Below are 17922 nucleotides of genomic sequence, written 5' to 3'. Positions count from 1 at the left end.
CTGAAGCCATGACCGACAATCCGCGCTTTGCTAATCGATCGGAACTCCTCGGCATTCTCCTGCTCGCGGTCCTCCTGGTGGTAGTTCTGCCGCTCGGCCTCGACGTATTCCGTCTCAATCTGGTTGCCAAATATCTGACTTACGCCTTCGTGGCGCTGGGGCTGGTCATCTGCTGGGGCTATGGCGGCATCCTGAGTCTCGGGCAGGGCGTGTTCTTCGGGCTTGGCGGCTACTGCATGGCGATGTTCCTCAAGCTGGAGGCTTCCAGTCCCGAGAACACCAAGATCCAGTCCACGCCCGGCATCCCCGATTTCATGGACTGGAATCAGATCACGCAGCTGCCGTTGTTCTGGCAGCCGTTCCACAGCCTCACCTTCACTGTTGCTGCCGTTATTCTGGTGCCGGCATTCTTCGCATTCATCATAGGTGCGGCGATGTTCAAGCGCCGCGTCGGCGGCACCTACTTTGCCATCATCACCCAGGCGGTCGCGGCAATTCTCACCATTCTGATCGTCGGCCAGCAGGGCTACACCGGCGGCATCAACGGGATGACCGACCTGCGGACCCTGAAGGGTTGGGACATCCGGCCGGATCACGCCAAGATCGTACTCTATTTCTTCGAAGTGGCGTGCCTGTTCGGTTGTATCTTCATTGCGCAGTCTATCCGCCACTCCAAGCTCGGACGCATCCTGGTCGCAATGCGTGAGAAGGAGGATCGCGTCAGATTCTCCGGCTACAGCGTTGCGAATTTCAAGATCTTCGCCTTCTGCATCGCCGCGATATTCTCCGCGATCGGCGGCGCGATGTTCGCGCTCAACGTGGGTTTCATGTCGCCATCCTTCGTCGGCATCGTGCCCTCGATCGAAATGGTGATCTATACGGCGGTCGGCGGCCGACTTTCCATCCTGGGCGCGATTTACGGCACGCTGCTGGTCAATTTCGCCAAGACCAGCCTGTCGGAATCCTTTCCCGAATTGTGGCTGTTTGGGCTCGGCGGCCTGTTCATCGCCGTGGTTCTCGCTTTCCCGAACGGTCTGGCCGGGATCTGGGGCGACTACATCCAGCCGCAGCTGAACCGGCTGATTCCGTCACGCAAGTCCGCGTCCGGAGCGGCGGCGGGCTGGAACGGCAATTCAGTCGCCGACGGCGCGCCGGCCGAGTGAGGAGACAGCCATGTTGATAGGTCACCAGCCAAAGGAATTCCTGCTCTCGGTCGAGGGGCTGACGGTTTCATTCGACGGCTTCAAGGCGGTCAACAACCTGTCGTTCTATGTCGATGAAAACGAGATCCGCGTCATCATCGGCCCCAACGGCGCCGGCAAGACCACCGTGCTCGACCTGATCTGCGGAAAGACCAAGGCGACCTCCGGCTCGATCCAGTTCCGCAACCAGGAACTGACGAGGATGAAGGAGAACCAGATCGTTCAGGCTGGAGTGGGGCGCAAGTTCCAGACGCCGTCGATCTATGACGACCTCACGGTGCTCGAAAACCTGGAGATTTCCTATCCACGCGGTCGCACCGTGTTCGGCGCGCTGACCTTCACGCGCGACGCCGTCGTGCGCGACCGGGTCGAGGAGGTCGCCGAACTGATCTTCCTGAAGGACCGCCTCCACATGAGCGCCGAGCTGCTCAGCCACGGCCAGAAACAATGGCTGGAGATCGGCATGTTGCTGATTCAGGATCCCGAACTGCTGATGCTGGACGAGCCGGTGGCCGGAATGAGCGTCAGCGAGCGCGTCAAGACCGCGGAACTGCTCAACCGTATCATCAAGGACCGCTCGGTGCTGGTGATCGAGCACGACATGAAGTTCGTCGAGGACATCGCTCACAAGGTCACGGTGCTGCATCAGGGCCAGATCCTGTCGGAAGGCACGATGGAGCACGTCAAGAACGATCCCAAGGTCATCGAAGTCTATCTCGGGCACTAGCGCGCAAGACTAAGGAGCATTTTGATGCTGGCTATCTCCGATCTGCATGTCGCCTACGGCCAGAGTGAAGTGCTGCACGGCCTCAACGTCTCGGTGGCGCCCAACGAGATCGTCGCGATCATGGGCCGCAACGGCATGGGCAAGACCACGCTGATGAAGTCGTTGATGGGCATCGTGCCGACCAGGAGCGGCTCGGTGAACATGGAAGGCTCCGAACTCAGCAAGCTGAAAAGCTATGAGCGCGTTGCGAAGGGACTGGCCTATGTACCGCAGGGCCGCATGATCTTTTCGGCCATGACGGTCAAGGAAAACATCGAGACCGGCCTCGTTGCCTCCGGCGAAAAAGAGGTGCCGGGCGACCTCTATGAGCTGTTCCCGGTGCTGCTGGAAATGAAAGATCGCCGCGGCGGGAATCTGTCCGGCGGCCAGCAGCAGCAGCTCGCGATCGCGCGGGCGCTGGCAACCAAACCCAAGGTGTTGCTGCTGGACGAACCGACCGAGGGCATACAGCCGTCGATCATCAAGGAGATGGCTCGCACCCTGAAGCGGATTCGTGACACCCGCGGCCTTTCGATCATCGTCTCCGAGCAGGTGTTGAGCTTCGCGCTCGACGTCGCCGATCGCGTGCTCGTCATCGAGAACGGCGAGATCGTCCGCGATGAGGCGCGCGACGGCATCGATGCCGGGCAGATCGCAAAATTTTTGTCAGTCTAACCACGCAAGACTTGTAACCAGGAGAGCTTCTGATGCCAGAGACACTGATCAAGGTCGATCTTACGCAGTCGGCCTACGACAACGACATGATCCATAATCGCTGGCATCCCGACGTCCCGATGGTGGCATGGGTCAATCCGGGCGACGATTTCATCGTCGAGACCTACGACTGGACCGGTGGCTTCATCAAGAACAACGATTCCGCCGACGACGTGCGCGACATCGATCTGTCGATCGTGCACTTCCTGTCCGGGCCGATCGGGGTCAAGGGCGCCGAGCCCGGCGATCTCCTGGTGGTCGACTTGCTCGACGTCGGCCCGATGAAGGAAAGCCTGTGGGGGTTCAACGGCTTCTTCTCGAAGCAGAACGGCGGCGGCTTCCTGACCGATCATTTTCCGCTGGCGCAGAAGTCGATCTGGGACTTCAAGGGCATGTACACCTCATCCCGGCACGTTCCCGGCGTGAATTTCGCAGGGCTCATCCATCCCGGCCTGATCGGCTGTCTGCCCGATCCGAAATTGCTGGCGACGTGGAACGAGCGCGAGACCGCGCTGATTGCGACCAATCCGACCCGCGTGCCGGGACTGGCCAATCCGCCGTTCGGCCCGACCGCGCATATGGGCCGGCTGAAAGGCGATGCCAAGGCGAAGGCGGCGGCGGAAGGCGCACGCACGGTGCCGCCTCGCGAGCATGGCGGCAACTGCGACATCAAGGACCTGTCGCGCGGATCGAAGGTCTACTTCCCGGTCTATGTGCCCGGCGGCGGGCTCTCGATGGGCGATCTGCATTTCAGCCAGGGCGACGGCGAGATCACCTTCTGCGGCGCCATCGAGATGGCGGGCTGGCTGCACATCAAGGTCGACGTCATCAAGGATGGCGTCTCGAAATACGGCATCAAGAACCCCGTGTTCAAGCCGTCGCCGGTGACGCCGAACTACAAGGACTACCTGATCTTCGAGGGCATTTCGGTCGACGAGGCTGGCAAGCAGCATTACCTCGACGTCCACATCGCCTACCGGCAGGCCTGCCTGAACGCGATCGAGTACCTCAAGAAGTTCGGCTATTCCGGCGCGCAGGCCTATTCCATCCTGGGCACCGCGCCGTGCCAGGGCCACATCTCCGGCGTGGTCGACGTGCCCAATGCCTGCGCGACGCTGTGGCTGCCGACGGAGATCTTCGACTTCGACGTCATGCCGTCGGCGGCGGGGCCGATCAAGCACATCAAGGGCGACATCCAGATGCCGCTGTCACCGGACAAATGATCCCTGCGCGACGGGGTGCGGGACGGCCAAGTTTCTGCCGCCCCGCATCCGCCGCCGCGGAATTCCTGCTGAAACGCGCGAGGGAATGCGATGCCTGTATATGAATATCTCTGCGACGATTGCGGCCCGTTCACCGACCTGCGGCCGATGGCCGAATGCGACGCGCCGCAGGATTGTCCGCACTGCGAAAGCTCTTCGCCGCGCGTCATCCTGACGGCGCCGAATTTCTTCTGCATGCCCTCCGACAAGCGCAAGGCCCACGCCACCAACGAGCGCAGCCGCAACGCGCCGAAGACCGTCGGCGAATACAAGGCCTCGCACGGCCCGGGCTGCGGCTGCTGTTCGACCAAGCCGTCGCGGCTGGTGAAACAGACCCGGAGCGGCGCGAAAAGCTTTCCGACCGCGCGTCCCTGGATGATCAGCCACTGATCGACGGCAAACTCAAACCAAAAACAGAAGGCCATCCCCATGCTTCACGGTGACATTTCCAGCAGCAACGACACGGTCGGCGTAGCCGTCGTCAACTACAAGATGCCGCGCCTGCACACCAGGGCCGAGGTGCTCGACAACGCCCGCAAGATCGCCGACATGGTGGTGGGCATGAAGACCGGCCTGCCGGGCATGGATCTGGTGATCTTCCCGGAATACTCGACCCACGGCATCATGTACGACTCGAAAGAGATGTACGAGACCGCCTCGCAGGTCCCGGGTCCCGAGACCGACGTCTTCGCCGAAGCCTGCCGCAAGGCCAAGGTCTGGGGCGTGTTCTCGCTCACCGGCGAACGCCACGAGGAGCATCCGCACAAGGCGCCTTACAACACCCTGATCCTGATGAACGACAGGGGCGAGATCGTTCAGAAATACCGCAAGATCATGCCGTGGGTGCCGATCGAAGGCTGGTATCCCGGCAATTGCACCTATGTTTCCGAAGGTCCGAAAGGCCTGAAGGTCAGCCTGATCATCTGCGACGACGGCAACTTTCCGGAAATCTGGCGTGACTGTGCCATGAAGGGCGCCGAGCTTATCGTGCGCTGCCAGGGCTACATGTATCCGGCCAAGGAACAGCAGGTCCTGATTTCCAAGGCGATGGCCTGGGCCAACAATGTCTATGTCGCGGTCGCCAATGCAGCCGGCTTTGACGGCGTCTATTCCTACTTCGGCCACTCCGCGATCATCGGCTTCGACGGCCGTACCCTGGGCGAGACCGGCGAGGAGGAATACGGCATCCAGTATGCCCAGCTGTCGAAGAATCTGATCCGCGATTTCCGCCGCAACGGCCAGTCGCAGAACCATCTCTACAAACTGGTCCATCGCGGCTATACCGGCATGATCAATTCCGGCGAAAGCGCGCGCGGCGTCGCGGCCTGCCCCTACGATTTCTACAAGAAGTGGATCGCCGATCCGGATGGCACGCGCGAAATGGTCGAGGCGATGACCCGCCCGACCGCAGGGACTGACGAATGCCCGATCGACGGCATCCCGAATGAGAAGTCAGCGACCAATTTCTAAGCCATTGAGCGCGAGTCGGTTTTCGGCTTGCCGGCGGTCTTGAATTGCCGGCGCTCGCCGGCCGCGCGCCCTGCGGCACATTCGGCGCCGATGCCGTGGCTACGCGGCAGGAAAGGTGTTTGATCTCAGACGTGTCTCCTGCCGCCATGGTGAGGGACTTTGGCCGACGAGCGCCTTGAATGCGCGGCTGAAGGCGGCGGTATCTTGATAGCCGATCTCCGCGGCAATCTCGGGAAGCGCGAGTTCCGTTTCCCGCAGCAGCCGACAGGCGACGCTCATCCGCCAGCGCGTGACGTAAGCCATCGCGCTCTGCCTGGTGGTCTCCCGGAACCGCGCGGCAAAGCGCGATGGCGACATCGCGACGGCCTCCGCAAGCAATGCCACAGTCCATGGCGCCCCCGGGTTCTGGTGTATCCGGGCCATCGCGCTGCCGATCTTCGGGTCGTCGAGCGCCTTGAACCATCCGGGCATATGCTGCCCTTCGGCACGTCGGTGCTCGCTGATGGCGGCCGCGCAAAATACTTCCAGAAGGCGCAGTGCCATGAAGCTGCTGCGGTGCCCCAGCGCCAATTCCTCTCCCAGGCTTTCCGCGACGCGCATGAGTAAAGGCGAAACATCGTCGCCCGCCGTCCGTAGTTTCAGGACCGGCGGAAGTGCGGCCAGCATCGGATTGAGCGGCACGCTCCTCAGCAGGAATACGCCGCAGATCAACTCGGTGGTTCTCTTGTCTCTGGCGACTGACGCGACCTCGCGCTGGTTGGCCTGGCTGCTCAGGATGTCCGCCAGCGAAACCGCTTCCGACGTCGCGCCGAACGCCATGCGATGCCGCTTGCCGCCCGTGCAGATGACAACATCATTGGTTTCGATGTCGATGGGCTCAAGACCGTCGTGATGCAGGACGAAGGAGCCGTGACGGACGAGATGGAACGGCAAGACACGGACGTCGGACTTTGCGCCGAGCAGCTTCTGCAACTGCCTTTCGTCCGGGACCTCGATTGCCCAGGGCGGCCGATAGCATTCATGCAGCAACACGCTTCCCGAAATCCGCAAGGCGGCCAGGGCGTCCTCGAAAGGCGAAGTTACGGGTGAAAGCATCGTTTCGGACGATAGGGCGGAATGATCGTATCTGCAATGAAAATGGTCGGGACTGACATTGATGCAACTGATGTTGGCACTCATTGTGAGCTCAGGCGTCGCGATCGCTTGCGCCGCCTCGAGGCGAGGCTCCGCCGTCCTTTGAGAAGGAACGACCATGAAGATCACACCCGAACTCTACTACACCGCCCTGACGGCCGCCTTCACGGGGATCATCTGGGTGCCGATCATCCTCAACCGGCTTGTCGAGATGGGGCCCTGGAAGGCCCTTACCAATCCGCAGCCGGATGTTCGTCCTCACGCTGACTGGGCGTACCGCGCCGCGAGCGCTCACCGCAACGCGATCGAAAACCTCATCGTCTTCGCGCCGCTGGCCATCATCGTCCATGTGCTGGAGTCAGGGTCGCCGCTGACCGCCAAGGCCGCGTTGATATTCTTCATCGCGCGAATTGCCCACGCACTCATTTACACCTTCGGCATACCGCTTCTCAGGACTATTGCCTTCGTGATCGGGTTCGCCTGCCAGCTGATCCTGTTCGCACGGATCATTGGCGTAACGTAGGCGAGAGTTGGGTTCGGTATCATGGCGCTTACATTCTACTGCCTGTCCGGTTCGCCGTTCTCGTGGAAGGTCTGGCTTTCGCTGGAAAGCAAGGATCTGGCTTATGGCCTCAAGCTTCTTTCAGCCGATGCGGGAAACCTCCGATCGCCGGCGTTCAAGCAGATCAATCCGCGCGGAAGGGTGCCGGTCATTGTCGATGACGGGTTCGTCCTGGCCGAGTCTTCGGCGATCGTCGAGTATCTTGAAGACCGGTACTCCAGATCGGGAGCTGCATTGTGGCCCCATGATGTGAAGGCGCGCGCCATCGCGCGCCGCATCGCCGCCGAGTCGGACAACTATGTCTACCCGCATGTCCGCAGGTTGGTCGTCGAACTCTTGATGCGGCGCGGCCAGCCTGATGCGGATGTAGTCGCGGAAGCAAAATCTGCGCTCGTGTCCGAACTTGCGGCGATGGAGTTAGCCATCGTCGGGCCCTTCGCCGCGGGAGCGGAACCATGCGCTGCTGATTTCACACTTTATCCCGTGATGGCGATCCTGCGCCGCATCCGCGCGATGCAGCCGGCGAGCGACGTCGGATCGGCGATGCCCGCAGGCCTCCGTGACTGGATGTCCCGCATGGAAGGGCTTCCCTATTTCGGCACAACGATTCCACCGCATTGGCGGCAATCGTGACCGAATTCCATGCGAGGCCGCCCATGGCTGAACGGAGTGTCCCCGTGAACGCACGCGACCGATTGCCTGTGTGCGCCATTGTCGGCGTCGGGCCTGGAAACGGAGCGGCATTGGCTCGTCGCTTTGCGTCCGAAGGCTATGCGGTGGCCATGCTGGCGCGAACGACCGCGCTGACGGAGCCTCTTGCGGCCGAGTTGCCGGGGGCACGGAGCTATCCGTGCGACGTGACCGACGCCGCCGCCGTGCAGGAGACGTTCGCGCGCGTGGCCCGCGAACTCGGCGCGGTCGATGTCCTGGTCTACAACGCTGGGAAAGGCGTTTGGGGCGCCGCCGCGGATGTCTCGCCGGAAGATTTCGAGGAATGCTGGCGGGTCAACGGGTTTGGAGCCTTTCTTGCAGCCCGCGCCGTCATTCCGGCGGATGATATCCTCCGCCTCGGGCAGCATCATCTTCATTGGAGCTACGGCCTCGCGGCGTGGCGCCGCGCGCGCTGCGGCGTTTGCTTCGGCGAAAGCCGGCCAGCGCGTACTCGCTGAATCACTCGCGCGTGCCTATGGTCCGCTGGGTGTGCATGTCTCGGTCATCGTCATCGACGGAATTGTCGACGAGCCGCTGATGCGCGCTCGCTTCAGTGACAAGCCCGACAGTTTTTTCGTCAAGCCGGACGACATTTCCGATATTGCGATGATGCTGACGCGTCAGCGTCGCTCGGCGTGGAGCTTTGAGCTCGAAGCCAGGCCATTCGGCGAGGCCTGGTGAAGCCTTGACCGGTTCGAACAAATCTGCCCTCGGGACATTGATCGGCGGTTCGGCTAAGGTCTCGATGTGAGGGGCATGAGCGGCGATCGAGGCAATCTTGCGAACGGAAAAATTTGGCGGCACCGGCCCTGAGGTGCCCGTCATAGGGCAGGGCACCTGGTATATCGACCAAGGCGATCGCAAACGGGCGGTCGCCGCCCTGCGCCATGGTCTCGATCTCGGCATGACTCACATCGACACCGCCGAGATGTATGGCGAAGCCGAACCCGTCGTCGCCGAAGCGATTGCCGGACGGCGCGACGAGGTCTTCCTGGTCTCGAAGGTTCTGCCGAGCAACGCTTCAAGGCGCGGCACCATCACCGCATGCGAGCGTTCGCTGGCGCGGCTGAAGACCGACCGGCTCGATTGCTACCTGCTGCATTGGCGCGGCGCGTATCCGCTCGATGAGACCGTCGCGGCATTCGACGAACTGACGCGCGCCGGCAAGATCCGCTCCTGGGGCGTCAGCAATTTCGACACCGACGACCTCAATGAGCTGCTCGCAGTCGCCGGCAGGGGAAAGATCGCCTGCAACCAGGTGCTCTATCATCTGCAGGAGCGCGCCATCGAGCACGCGGTGATCCCGTGGTGCGAGCAGCACGGCGTCGCGGTGGTGGCGTATTCGCCGTTCGGTCACAACGATTTCCCGTCGCCGCGCAGCCGGGCGGGCGAGCTGCTGCAGACGATCGCGGATGCACATGGCGCATCACCGCGCCAGGTCGCGCTGGCGTTCCTGACGCGGCGGCCGTCGGTGTTTGCGATTCCCAAAGCCGGAACGCCTGAGCACGCCGCCGACAACGCCGGGGCGGGCAAGCTCGAGCTCAGCGACGGCGACATCGCCGCGCTCGACAAGGCCTTTCCGCGCGGGCCGAAGCCGCGCGGCCTGCCGATGCTGTAGGGCATCCCGCATGGCGAGGAGGCGCTCTGCGCCGGCTCGAACCATGAGGCCCGCGGCCATCCTTCGAGACACGCGCAAGTGCGTTCATCTCCAGGGTGAGGCAAGTGCGCTCATCCCGCGGATGAGGCAAAGCAATGGCGGCGACGGCAACGGCCGCGCCGGCGACGGCAACAGCCGCGCCGGGGCTGCGTCGGGCCGCCGCGTGCAATCGCGCATATCGGCTGCCTGTTTTCGGACCTTGTCGTTTGAGGCCAATTGTCGTTTTTTGATCACTCGCCCGATTCGATAATTTCACGCCGAGTTTCATCGTGACCCCGCCACCCGCCGCAGCCGCCAGGCTGGACAGCGCATCATTGCCGTTGCCCGAAGAAAAGAAGCCGGCCGCGCGCAAGGCGCCGGCGCGCGCCGATCATCCCTTCAAGGGCATCGCGCTGATCCTCGCCTCGACGGTATTTCTCGGCGCCTCGGATGTGACCGCGAAATATCTGTCGGCGACGCTGCCGTCGATCGAGATCGCCTGGATCCGGTTCCTGACGTTCGCGCTGATCATGTCGCCGGCGATGCTGCCGGGCTCGCCGCTATTCGCGCTACGCACCGGCCGGCTCGGTCTGCAACTGCTGCGCGGCGCCGCGCTGCTGGGGTCGTCGCTGTTCTTCATCTCCGGCCTGCGGTTCCTGCCCATTGCGGAAGCCTCCGCCACCGGTTTCGTCGCGCCGCTGTTCGTCACTGCGCTGTCGATCGTCTTTCTCAGCGAGAAGGTCGGCGTGCGGCGCTGGATCGCGACCGCGGTCGGCTTGGTCGGCGTGCTGATCATCCTGCGGCCGGGCACATCGGCGTTTCATCCCGCCGCGTTTTTTCCGATCGTCTCGGCGCTGGCCTGGGCCTGCACCCTGATCATGACGCGGATGATGGCCGGTCGGGAGCACGTCCTCACCACCATGACCTATTCGTCGATCGCAGGCGTCTGCATTCTCACGCTGCTGGTGCCGTTCGTATGGGTCACCCCGAGCTGGCACGATATTATGTTCGGGATTTTCATCGGCGTGGCCTCGACGGCGGGGCAGTGGATCGTGGTGCTGGCGTTCCGCTACGCCGACGCCTCGGTGCTGGCGCCGTTTTCCTATACACAATTGCTGTGGGTCAGCATCCTCGGCTTCCTGGTGTTCGGCGAAGTGCCTGACATCTGGACCGTGGTCGGCGCTGCCTTCATCGTCGGCAGCGGGCTCTACACCGCACACCGCGAGCGGGTGCGGCGGTCGCAGCTTCTGGCGATGCCGGGCGAGCCGTCTCCCAACGCCTGATTGATCGCTGACGCACTACCGCGTGCGTGGGCCGGCCGGACCGTAAGCGTTGCGCGTGTGCAACAGTGGCCCCGGAAAACCTCCTTTTTAGGTGACGAATCAAGGGATTCGGAACGATCCGTAAAATTACGGGACATTTGCATGCTAGCCGGATCCGGGCGGCGCCGCAGAGCGCTGGACACAGGGCTGTGGGGTTGGCGTTGCGTTTTCTCTTGCAATTGCTGGTGCAAGACCGGCCGCGCGGTTGCGTGTCTGCGCTACGCTATGGAGCGGCGCTGGCGGCTGCGATCCTGCCGCCGCTGTCGGCTGCGCAGGCCCAGGGTTTCATCTGGGGCGGCACCGGTAGTTCGACCGCCACGACGGACTACAATCTCGGCACTAACTGGGCCAATCCGCCCACCGGCGCGCCGCCGGTCATCGGAGGCCAATCGGCCATTTTCGATTCCGTGGGTTCGATTGCCGTCACCGTGACGGCCGGCCCTGTTGCGCCTGACGCCTGGACCTTCAATGCCGCCGCGCAATCCTATGTCATCAATGGCGCGGACGTTGATTTCAGCCTGGCAGGGCCCACCGGCGGCATCATCAACAATGCCAATGCCGGTCAGGCGATCTCGATCTCGAACAATATCGGGGAAACGGTCGCCGGCGTTCAGGTGCAGCAGCTCGGTAACAGCCTGCTGACGCTGTCGGGCATCAACACCTATTCGGGCGGCACCATCATCTCGGGCGGCACGCTGCAGGTGACCAACAACAAATATCCGTGGCGACGAGGTGCCGCTGGTGATCGGCTGCGGCCCGGTGGGGCTCGCGGTCATCGCGGCGCTGAAGCTGAGAGGGTTGCACCCGATCGTCGCCGCCGACTATTCGCCGGCGCGCCGCGCACTGGCCGAGAAGCTCGGCGCCGACATCGTCGTCGATCCCGCGCGCTCGCAGCCCTACGCGACCTGGGCCGAGCACGCCGCGATGTCGCCGGAGGAAAAGGCCAGGCGGCCGCCGCTGCAGGCATTGCTGCCGGCGCTTAAGCCTGCGCTGATCTTCGAATGCGTCGGCATTCCCGGTCTGATCCAGCAGGTGTTCGAAGGCGCGCCGCGCGACGCCCGCATCGTGGTGGTCGGCGTCTGCATGGAAACCGACCGCTCCGAGCCGATGCTCGGGATCATGAAGGAACTCAACGTTCAATATGTGCTGGGCTACACGCCGGATGAATTCGCCCATTCGCTGCGCCTGATCGCGGAAGGCGAGGTCGACGCCGCGTCGCTGGTGACCGCGACCGTCGGCATCGACGGCGTCGCACAGGCGTTCGCCGACCTCGCCAATCCGGAGCGGCACACCAAGATCATCGTCGAGCCGTGGCGGTAGATTGTCGGCTCCTCAGGGCGAGGCGGCAGCGCTATGATGCGCCATGGCCTCTGATGATTCCGATCGTCCGCCCGTGCTCGCGCATCAGCGCTTCGTTGCGGCGAAGGACTCCTTCGCCGGCCTCGATCTGGCGCAGCGCTTCCGGCGTATCCACGATACTAATCTGTGGGGCGCGGCGGCGTCCAGGTCCGGGCTGGGCTCGGAATTGGACGCAACCTCGGTGCTGCGCGCCGAACTGCCGCGGCTTCTCGAAAGACTCGGCGTGGCCTCGCTGCTCGATGCGCCCTGCGGCGATGCCGGCTGGATCAAACACGCCGATCTCGGCGTGCGCTATCTGGGGATCGACATCGTGCCCGCGCAGATCGAGCGCCTGCAGGCCCGCGCCGCCGCAGCCGAGATCGAGGGCGAATACCATCTCGCCGATATCACCGCCGATGCGCTGCCCCGCTGCGACGCCATCCTGTGCCGCGACTGCCTCGTGCATCTGTCCTTTGCCAACATCGCGCGCGCGGTCGCGAACTTCCGCCGCTCCGGCGCGGTGTGGCTGATTGCGACCACGTTCCCGCAATGGCAGACCAACGCCGATTGCGAGGACGGCGACTGGCGCGCGCTGAATTTCGAGCGAGCGCCGTTCGATTGGGGGCCGCCGGTTGAATTGCTCAACGAAAATTGCACGGAGGCGGGCGGCGGCTGGCGCGACAAGAGCCTTGGCGCGTGGCGGCTGGCGGAGATCGGAAGGTGAAACGGTTGGCTTTGCCGCGCGAGCTATGGCCCGGCCAGCCACGCTTCCCGGCCGCAGGCCGGACGCGGTTCCCGCCTCCCACCAAAATATCGAAAACGACCCCATGCAAAGTAACAAGGAGCCGCCGGCAGGATGCTGGCAGCAACGCCGCAGAACGGCCCGGCGCGTCCGCCTTCCGGTCGGCATTGGTGACCACTCTGGTCCGCGCCCCCTTCTCCCACAGGGGAGAAGGGAAGGAAGAAGCCGCACCGCCATGCCTCCTCACACCGGCAGCGCGATCGAATACTTCACCTGGCTGAGCGCAAAACTCGATTCGATCGAGGCGATGCCGTCGAGGCGCGTGAGCTTGTTCTTCAGGAACGCCTCATAGGACGACAGATCGGCGGCGACGACGCGGAGCAGATAGTCGCGGTTGCCGGTCATCAAATAGCACTCCAGCACCTCGTCCCATTTCGAGATCGCTTTCGCAAACCGGTTGAGGTCTTCCTCCTTCTGCCGCGCCAGCTTGATCGAGATGAAGACGCTGACATGCAGGCCGAGCGATTTCTGGTCGACGGTCGCGATATAGCGGGTGATGACGCCGCGCTCTTCCAGGAGCTTGACCCGGCGATGGCACGGCGACACCGACAGGCCGACCTTGTCGGCGAGTTCCTGCATGGTGGTGCGGCTGTCGGTCTGCAGAATGGCGAGGATCTTGCGGTCGATGGCATCCAGCGTGTGCATTGGGATAAACTCGGTCTAGAGGGTGTCAGATTGGAATTATATCCCAAAAATGCCGGGTATGTCGCGAGAATTTGAGATTTCTGCCGGCGGCCGAGGCGTTAACATTCCCGGAGAATTCACTGTGCGGGGAATACCGCCATGCCGATCGAACCCACACGTCTCGAATTGCTGTCCGCGCTGGCTCGCAAGGTGCTGTGGCTGTCGTCGTGGACCATCCATCACGCCAATCACGTCAGGCCCAACGCCGACGGCCTGAAAGTCGGCGGCCATCAGGCCTCCTCGGCCTCGCTCGCCACCATCATGTCGGCGCTGTATTTCTCGGTGCTGAAGCCGGAGGATCGCGTCGCGGTGAAGCCGCATGCGAGCCCGGTGTTCCACGCCATCCAGTATCTGTTCGGCAGGCAGACCCGCGGCAAGCTGGAAAATTTCCGCGGTTTCAAGGGCGCACAGTCCTATCCGTCCCGCACCAAGGACACCGACGATGTGGATTTTTCCACGGGATCAGTCGGCCTCGGCGTGGCGCAGACGCTGTTCTCCTCGCTGGTGCAGGATTACGTCAAGGCGCATGGCTGGATGAAGGACCGGCCCGAGGGGCGGATGATTGCGCTGGTCGGCGACGCCGAGATGGATGAGGGCAACATCTTCGAGGCGCTGCTCGAGGGCTGGAAGCACGGGCTGCGCAACACCTGGTGGGTGGTCGATTATAACCGACAGAGCCTCGATGCCGTCGTGCGCGAAGGGCTGTGGGAGAAATTCGAATCCATGTTCCGTAATTTCGGCTGGGACGTCGTGATCGTGAAATATGGAAGGCTGATGCAGGCGGCGTTCGCTGAGCCCGGCGGCGAGGCGCTGAAGCGCTGGATCGACGCCTGCCCGAACGCGATGTATGCGGCGCTGTGTTTTCAGGGCGGCGCGGCGTTCCGCAAGCATCTCGAGGACGAGATCGGCGATCAGGGTGCGGTGTCGCAATTGATCGGGCGGCGCAGCGACGACGAGCTGCTGGCGCTGATGTCCAACCTCGGCGGACACGACATGGTCAGCATGGTCGAGGCTTTCGAGGCGATCGATCACGATCGCCCGGTCTGCTTCATCGCCTACACCATCAAGGGCATCGGCCTGCCGTTCCAGGGCCACAAGGACAACCATGCCGGGCTGATGACGGTCGCGCAGATGGAGAAGTGGCGCGCGGCGCAGAACATCCGGCCCGGCCATGAATGGGAGAAGTTCGAGGGGCTTTCGCAACAACCGGCGATGCTGGAAGCATTTCTGGCGGAGGCGCCGTTCAACCGCGACGGCCGCCGCCGGCTGACCGCGCCTGCGATCGACGTACCCGAGCGGCTTTCGTTCAAACCGTCTCCTGTGATGTCGACGCAGCAGGGCTTTGGGCTGGTGCTCAACGAACTGGCGCGCGGCGACAGCGAACTCGCCTCGCGCATCGTCACCGCGTCGCCCGACGTCACGGTGTCGACCAATCTCGGCGCCTGGGTCAACCGGCGCGGACTGTTCGCGCGCGCCGAGAAGGCCGACCTGTTCCGCAGCGAGAAGATTCCTTCGACCTTCAACTGGGAGTTTTCGCCCAAGGGGCAGCATATCGAACTCGGCATCGCCGAGATGAACCTGTTCATCCTGATGTCGGCGCTGGGATTGTCGCATCAGATCAACGGCGAGCGGCTGCTGCCGGTTGCAACGCTGTATGATCCCTTCATCCAGCGCGGCCTCGATGCCTTGAACTACGCCTGCTACCAGGACGCGCGCTTCATGGTGGCGGCGACGCCGTCGGGCATTACGCTGGCGCCGGAGGGCGGCGCGCATCAGTCGATCGCGACGCCCCTGATCGGCATGGCGCAGGATGGCCTGGCCGCGTTCGAGCCGGCCTTTGTCGATGAACTCTCCGTGATCATGGGCTGGGGGTTCCGGCACATGCAGCGCGAAGGCGGCGAGGGAGGTTCGGTGTATTTGCGGCTTTCGACCCGCACGCTGGAGCAGCCGCAGCGGATCATGACGCCCGACCTGCAGAAGGGCATCACCGACGGCGCCTATTGGCTGCGCAAGCCCGGCGAGAACTGTGAAGTGGTGATCGCCTATACCGGCGCTGTGGCGCCGGAGGCGATCGAGGCGGTCGGGCTATCAGGCGAGAGCCGAAGGGACGTCGGCCTGCTCGCGGTTACTTCGGCGGACCGGCTGCATGCCGGCTGGACCGCGGCGCGGCAACTGCGCCGCGACCGCCGTGGCATGCAGTATCTCAGCCATGTCGAACAATTGCTGGCGCCGCTGCCGCGCGATTGCGGCATCGTCACCGTGATCGACGGCCATCCGGCGGCGCTCGGCTGGCTCGGCAGCGTGCGCGGCCACCGGGTCGAGGCGCTGGGCGTCGAGCAGTTCGGCCAGACCGGCAACATCGGCGACCTCTATCGCCATCACGGCATCGACGCCAACGCCATCATCGATGCGGCGGAAAGCCTCACCTCGGGCGCGCCGGTCCGGCATCGCAAGATGGCGGTGTAGTTTTGAAGCCGTCGCCCCGGCGAACGCCGGGGCCCATACTCCGCGGCGGTTGTTGCTTTGGACGGTGGCTGACCGTTTGCCCACCAATTGCCGCCGGTGGCTATGGATCCCGGCTCGCGCTCGCTTCGCTCGCTTGGCCGGGACGACGTCTAAATATTGATCGTCGCCTTGCCAGCTTCACAACGATAATTTTATATGCCGCGCCTGCCGCATCGCGGCGTCCCGCATATGGCGGGTTCAATTCCCCCGGCTTTCGTGCAAGGATAGTTGTCGAACGCTCCGTTCCCCCTCCATTTGCTCCGAAATAAAGAGGTTTACGATGGTCAACCGCATGCAATTCTACATCGATGGCGCCTGGGTCGATCCCGTCGTCAAGAAGTCCACGCCCGTCGTCAACCCGGCGACCGAGGAGGCGATGTATGAGGTTGCGCTCGGCTCCAAGGCCGACGTCGACAAGGCGGTGGCCGCCGCCAGGCGCGCCTTCGAGACCTATTCGCAGACCAGCCGCGAGGAGCGCGTCGCTCTGCTCGCCAAAATCGTGGAAGTCTACAAGACCCGCATGAAGGACATCGGCGCCGCCGTTTCCGACGAGATGGGCGCGCCGCTGCCGATGGCGGAGAGGCTGCAGGCCGGCGCCGGCCTCGGCCACATCGCCTCCACGCTGGAAGTTCTCAAGAACTATCCCTTCGAGGAGCCGATGGGCTCCGCCATGGTGGTGCGCGAGCCGGTCGGCGTCATCGGCATGATCACGCCGTGGAACTGGCCGCTGAACCAGATCGCCTGCAAGGTCGCGCCTGCGCTCGCCGCCGGCTGCACCATGATCCTGAAGCCGAGCGAGTTCACCCCGTCGTCGGCGCTGATTTTCGCGGAAATCCTCCATGAAGCCGGCGTGCCGAAGGGCGTGTTCAACCTGATCAACGGCCTCGGCCCCGAAGTCGGCGCCGCCATGAGCGAGCACCCGGATATCGACATGATCTCGTTCACCGGCTCGACCCGCGCCGGCGTCGATGTCGCCAAGCGCGCCGCCCCGACGGTGAAGCGCGTCAGCCAGGAACTTGGCGGCAAGTCGCCGAACATCATCTTGGAAGGCGCCGATCTCGCCAAAGCCGTCACCGGCGGCGTGATGCACATGTTCAACAACTCCGGGCAGTCCTGCAACGCCCCGTCGCGGATGATCGTGCCGCTGTCGAAGATGAAGGAAGTCGCCGCCATCGCGAAAAGCGTGGCCGACAAGACCAAGGCCGGCGATCCCCGCGCCGAAGGCACCACCATCGGCCCGGTCGTGTCCCGCATCCAGTGGGACAAGATCCAGAAGCTGATCCAGAAGGGCATCGAGGAAGGCGCCACCCTGGTTGCCGGCGGCCCCGGCCTGCCGGAAGGCGTCAACAAGGGCTTCTATGTCCGCCCGACCATCTTCGCCGACGTCACCAACGACATGACCATCGCGCGCGAGGAAATCTTCGGGCCGGTGCTGACGATCATCGGCGCCAAGGACGAAGAGGACGCGGTGAAGATCGCCAACGACACCCCGTATGGCCTCGCCGGTTACGTCTCCGCCGACACCGTGGAGCACGCCCGCAAGGTCGGCCGCCGCATCCGCGCCGGTAACGTCAACCTGCAGGGCGCGCCGAACGAACGCACCGCGCCGTTCGGCGGCTACAAGCAGTCCGGCAACGGCCGCGAGTGGGGCAAATACGGCCTGGAAGAATATCTCGAGGTCAAGGCAGTCGCCGGCTACAACGCCGCGTAAGTCTTACGCGAGACAAGATTGCAGCGCCGGGGCGGATCATTCCGCTCCGGCGTTTTTGCGTTTTGCCCCGGGTCGTCATTGCGAGGAGCGTCAGCGACGAAGC

Annotated in this window: 18 protein-coding genes and 1 pseudogene; 17 read left to right on the top strand and 2 right to left on the bottom strand. The window is 63.6% G+C overall.

Annotated elements, in window-relative coordinates; genetic code table 11:
* Nucleotides 1–8 precede the first annotated feature (8 nt).
* The 6 genes from urtC (at nt 9) to KMZ29_RS19435 (ending at nt 5414) form a co-directional block, all read left to right on the top strand.
* Nucleotides 9–1163: an urea ABC transporter permease subunit UrtC gene (gene urtC / locus KMZ29_RS19460; protein ID WP_215620742.1), complete on the top strand. Its 1155-nt coding sequence runs from the start codon at nt 9–11 to the stop codon at nt 1161–1163.
* Nucleotides 1164–1173: 10 nt separating this feature from the next.
* A complete protein-coding gene (gene urtD, locus KMZ29_RS19455; RefSeq protein WP_215620741.1) occupies nt 1174–1929 on the top strand; it encodes an urea ABC transporter ATP-binding protein UrtD in 756 nt (251 codons plus the stop codon).
* Nucleotides 1930–1953: 24 nt separating this feature from the next.
* The gene (gene urtE / locus KMZ29_RS19450; protein ID WP_215620740.1) at nt 1954–2643 is read left to right on the top strand and encodes an urea ABC transporter ATP-binding subunit UrtE; all 690 of its coding nucleotides are present in this window, start codon (nt 1954–1956) and stop codon (nt 2641–2643) included.
* 32 nt (nt 2644–2675) lie between these two features.
* Nucleotides 2676–3905, top strand: a complete 1230-nt coding sequence (fmdA, locus tag KMZ29_RS19445; protein WP_215615430.1) for a formamidase — start codon at nt 2676–2678, stop codon at nt 3903–3905.
* 90 nt (nt 3906–3995) lie between these two features.
* Entirely contained in the window at nt 3996–4334 is a 339-nt protein-coding gene (locus tag KMZ29_RS19440) for an FmdB family zinc ribbon protein (RefSeq protein WP_215620739.1), read from the top strand.
* 39 nt (nt 4335–4373) lie between these two features.
* A complete protein-coding gene (locus KMZ29_RS19435; RefSeq protein ID WP_215620738.1) occupies nt 4374–5414 on the top strand; it encodes an aliphatic amidase in 1041 nt (346 codons plus the stop codon).
* Nucleotides 5415–5513: 99 nt separating this feature from the next.
* On the opposite strand, the gene KMZ29_RS19430 is transcribed toward KMZ29_RS19435, so the two are convergent.
* Entirely contained in the window at nt 5514–6593 is a 1080-nt protein-coding gene (locus KMZ29_RS19430; RefSeq protein WP_215620737.1) for an AraC family transcriptional regulator, read from the bottom strand.
* Between the two features lie 73 nt (nt 6594–6666).
* Between KMZ29_RS19430 and KMZ29_RS19425 the strand changes: the two genes are divergently transcribed.
* The 9 genes and pseudogenes from KMZ29_RS19425 (at nt 6667) to KMZ29_RS19385 (ending at nt 12841) form a co-directional block, all read left to right on the top strand.
* On the top strand, nt 6667–7071 hold the full coding sequence (locus tag KMZ29_RS19425) for an MAPEG family protein (protein ID WP_215620736.1): 405 nt from the start codon (nt 6667–6669) through the stop codon (nt 7069–7071).
* Between the two features lie 21 nt (nt 7072–7092).
* Nucleotides 7093–7743, top strand: coding sequence for a glutathione S-transferase family protein (locus tag KMZ29_RS19420; protein ID WP_215620735.1), 651 nt, complete (start codon nt 7093–7095; stop codon nt 7741–7743).
* Nucleotides 7744–7787: 44 nt separating this feature from the next.
* Nucleotides 7788–8279, top strand: coding sequence for an SDR family NAD(P)-dependent oxidoreductase (locus KMZ29_RS19415; protein ID WP_215620734.1), 492 nt, complete (start codon nt 7788–7790; stop codon nt 8277–8279).
* Complete coding sequence (locus tag KMZ29_RS27030) at nt 8164–8502, top strand: SDR family NAD(P)-dependent oxidoreductase (RefSeq protein ID WP_215620733.1); 339 nt, start codon at nt 8164–8166, stop codon at nt 8500–8502. The genes KMZ29_RS19415 and KMZ29_RS27030 overlap by 116 nt, the downstream gene beginning before the upstream one ends.
* A 97-nt stretch (nt 8503–8599) precedes the next feature.
* Nucleotides 8600–9439 (top strand): aldo/keto reductase, encoded by an 840-nt coding sequence (locus tag KMZ29_RS19405; RefSeq protein ID WP_215620732.1) that lies wholly within the window; start codon nt 8600–8602, stop codon nt 9437–9439.
* Nucleotides 9440–9792: 353 nt separating this feature from the next.
* A complete protein-coding gene (locus KMZ29_RS19400; RefSeq protein WP_249779963.1) occupies nt 9793–10740 on the top strand; it encodes a DMT family transporter in 948 nt (315 codons plus the stop codon).
* A 188-nt stretch (nt 10741–10928) separates the two neighbouring features.
* A pseudogene (locus KMZ29_RS27025) lies at nt 10929–11450 on the top strand (hypothetical protein); the annotation flags it as partial.
* Nucleotides 11451–11511: 61 nt separating this feature from the next.
* Nucleotides 11512–12099 (top strand): zinc-binding dehydrogenase, encoded by a 588-nt coding sequence (locus KMZ29_RS19390; RefSeq protein WP_369810035.1) that lies wholly within the window; start codon nt 11512–11514, stop codon nt 12097–12099.
* A 43-nt stretch (nt 12100–12142) separates the two neighbouring features.
* Nucleotides 12143–12841 carry a class I SAM-dependent methyltransferase gene (locus KMZ29_RS19385; RefSeq protein ID WP_215620730.1) on the top strand — a complete coding sequence of 233 codons (699 nt, stop codon included), beginning with the start codon at nt 12143–12145 and terminating at the stop codon, nt 12839–12841.
* A 261-nt stretch (nt 12842–13102) separates the two neighbouring features.
* Here the strand turns inward: KMZ29_RS19385 and KMZ29_RS19380 are convergent, their stop codons facing one another.
* The gene (locus KMZ29_RS19380) at nt 13103–13564 is read right to left on the bottom strand and encodes an Lrp/AsnC family transcriptional regulator (RefSeq protein WP_215620729.1); all 462 of its coding nucleotides are present in this window, start codon (nt 13562–13564) and stop codon (nt 13103–13105) included.
* A gap of 138 nt (nt 13565–13702) precedes the next feature.
* Here KMZ29_RS19380 and KMZ29_RS19375 point away from each other — a divergent pair, with 138 nt between their 5' ends.
* Both KMZ29_RS19375 and KMZ29_RS19370 read left to right on the top strand, forming a co-directional pair.
* Complete coding sequence (locus KMZ29_RS19375) at nt 13703–16069, top strand: thiamine pyrophosphate-binding protein (RefSeq protein WP_215620728.1); 2367 nt, start codon at nt 13703–13705, stop codon at nt 16067–16069.
* Nucleotides 16070–16388: 319 nt separating this feature from the next.
* Nucleotides 16389–17819: an aldehyde dehydrogenase family protein gene (locus KMZ29_RS19370; protein WP_215620727.1), complete on the top strand. Its 1431-nt coding sequence runs from the start codon at nt 16389–16391 to the stop codon at nt 17817–17819.
* Nucleotides 17820–17922 lie beyond the last annotated feature (103 nt).

Source organism: Bradyrhizobium sediminis, from assembly GCF_018736085.1.
Classification (GTDB): domain Bacteria; phylum Pseudomonadota; class Alphaproteobacteria; order Rhizobiales; family Xanthobacteraceae; genus Bradyrhizobium; species Bradyrhizobium sediminis.
The sequence above is the reverse complement of the archived record's forward strand: the minus strand, read 5'-3'. Positions and strand labels throughout refer to the sequence as shown.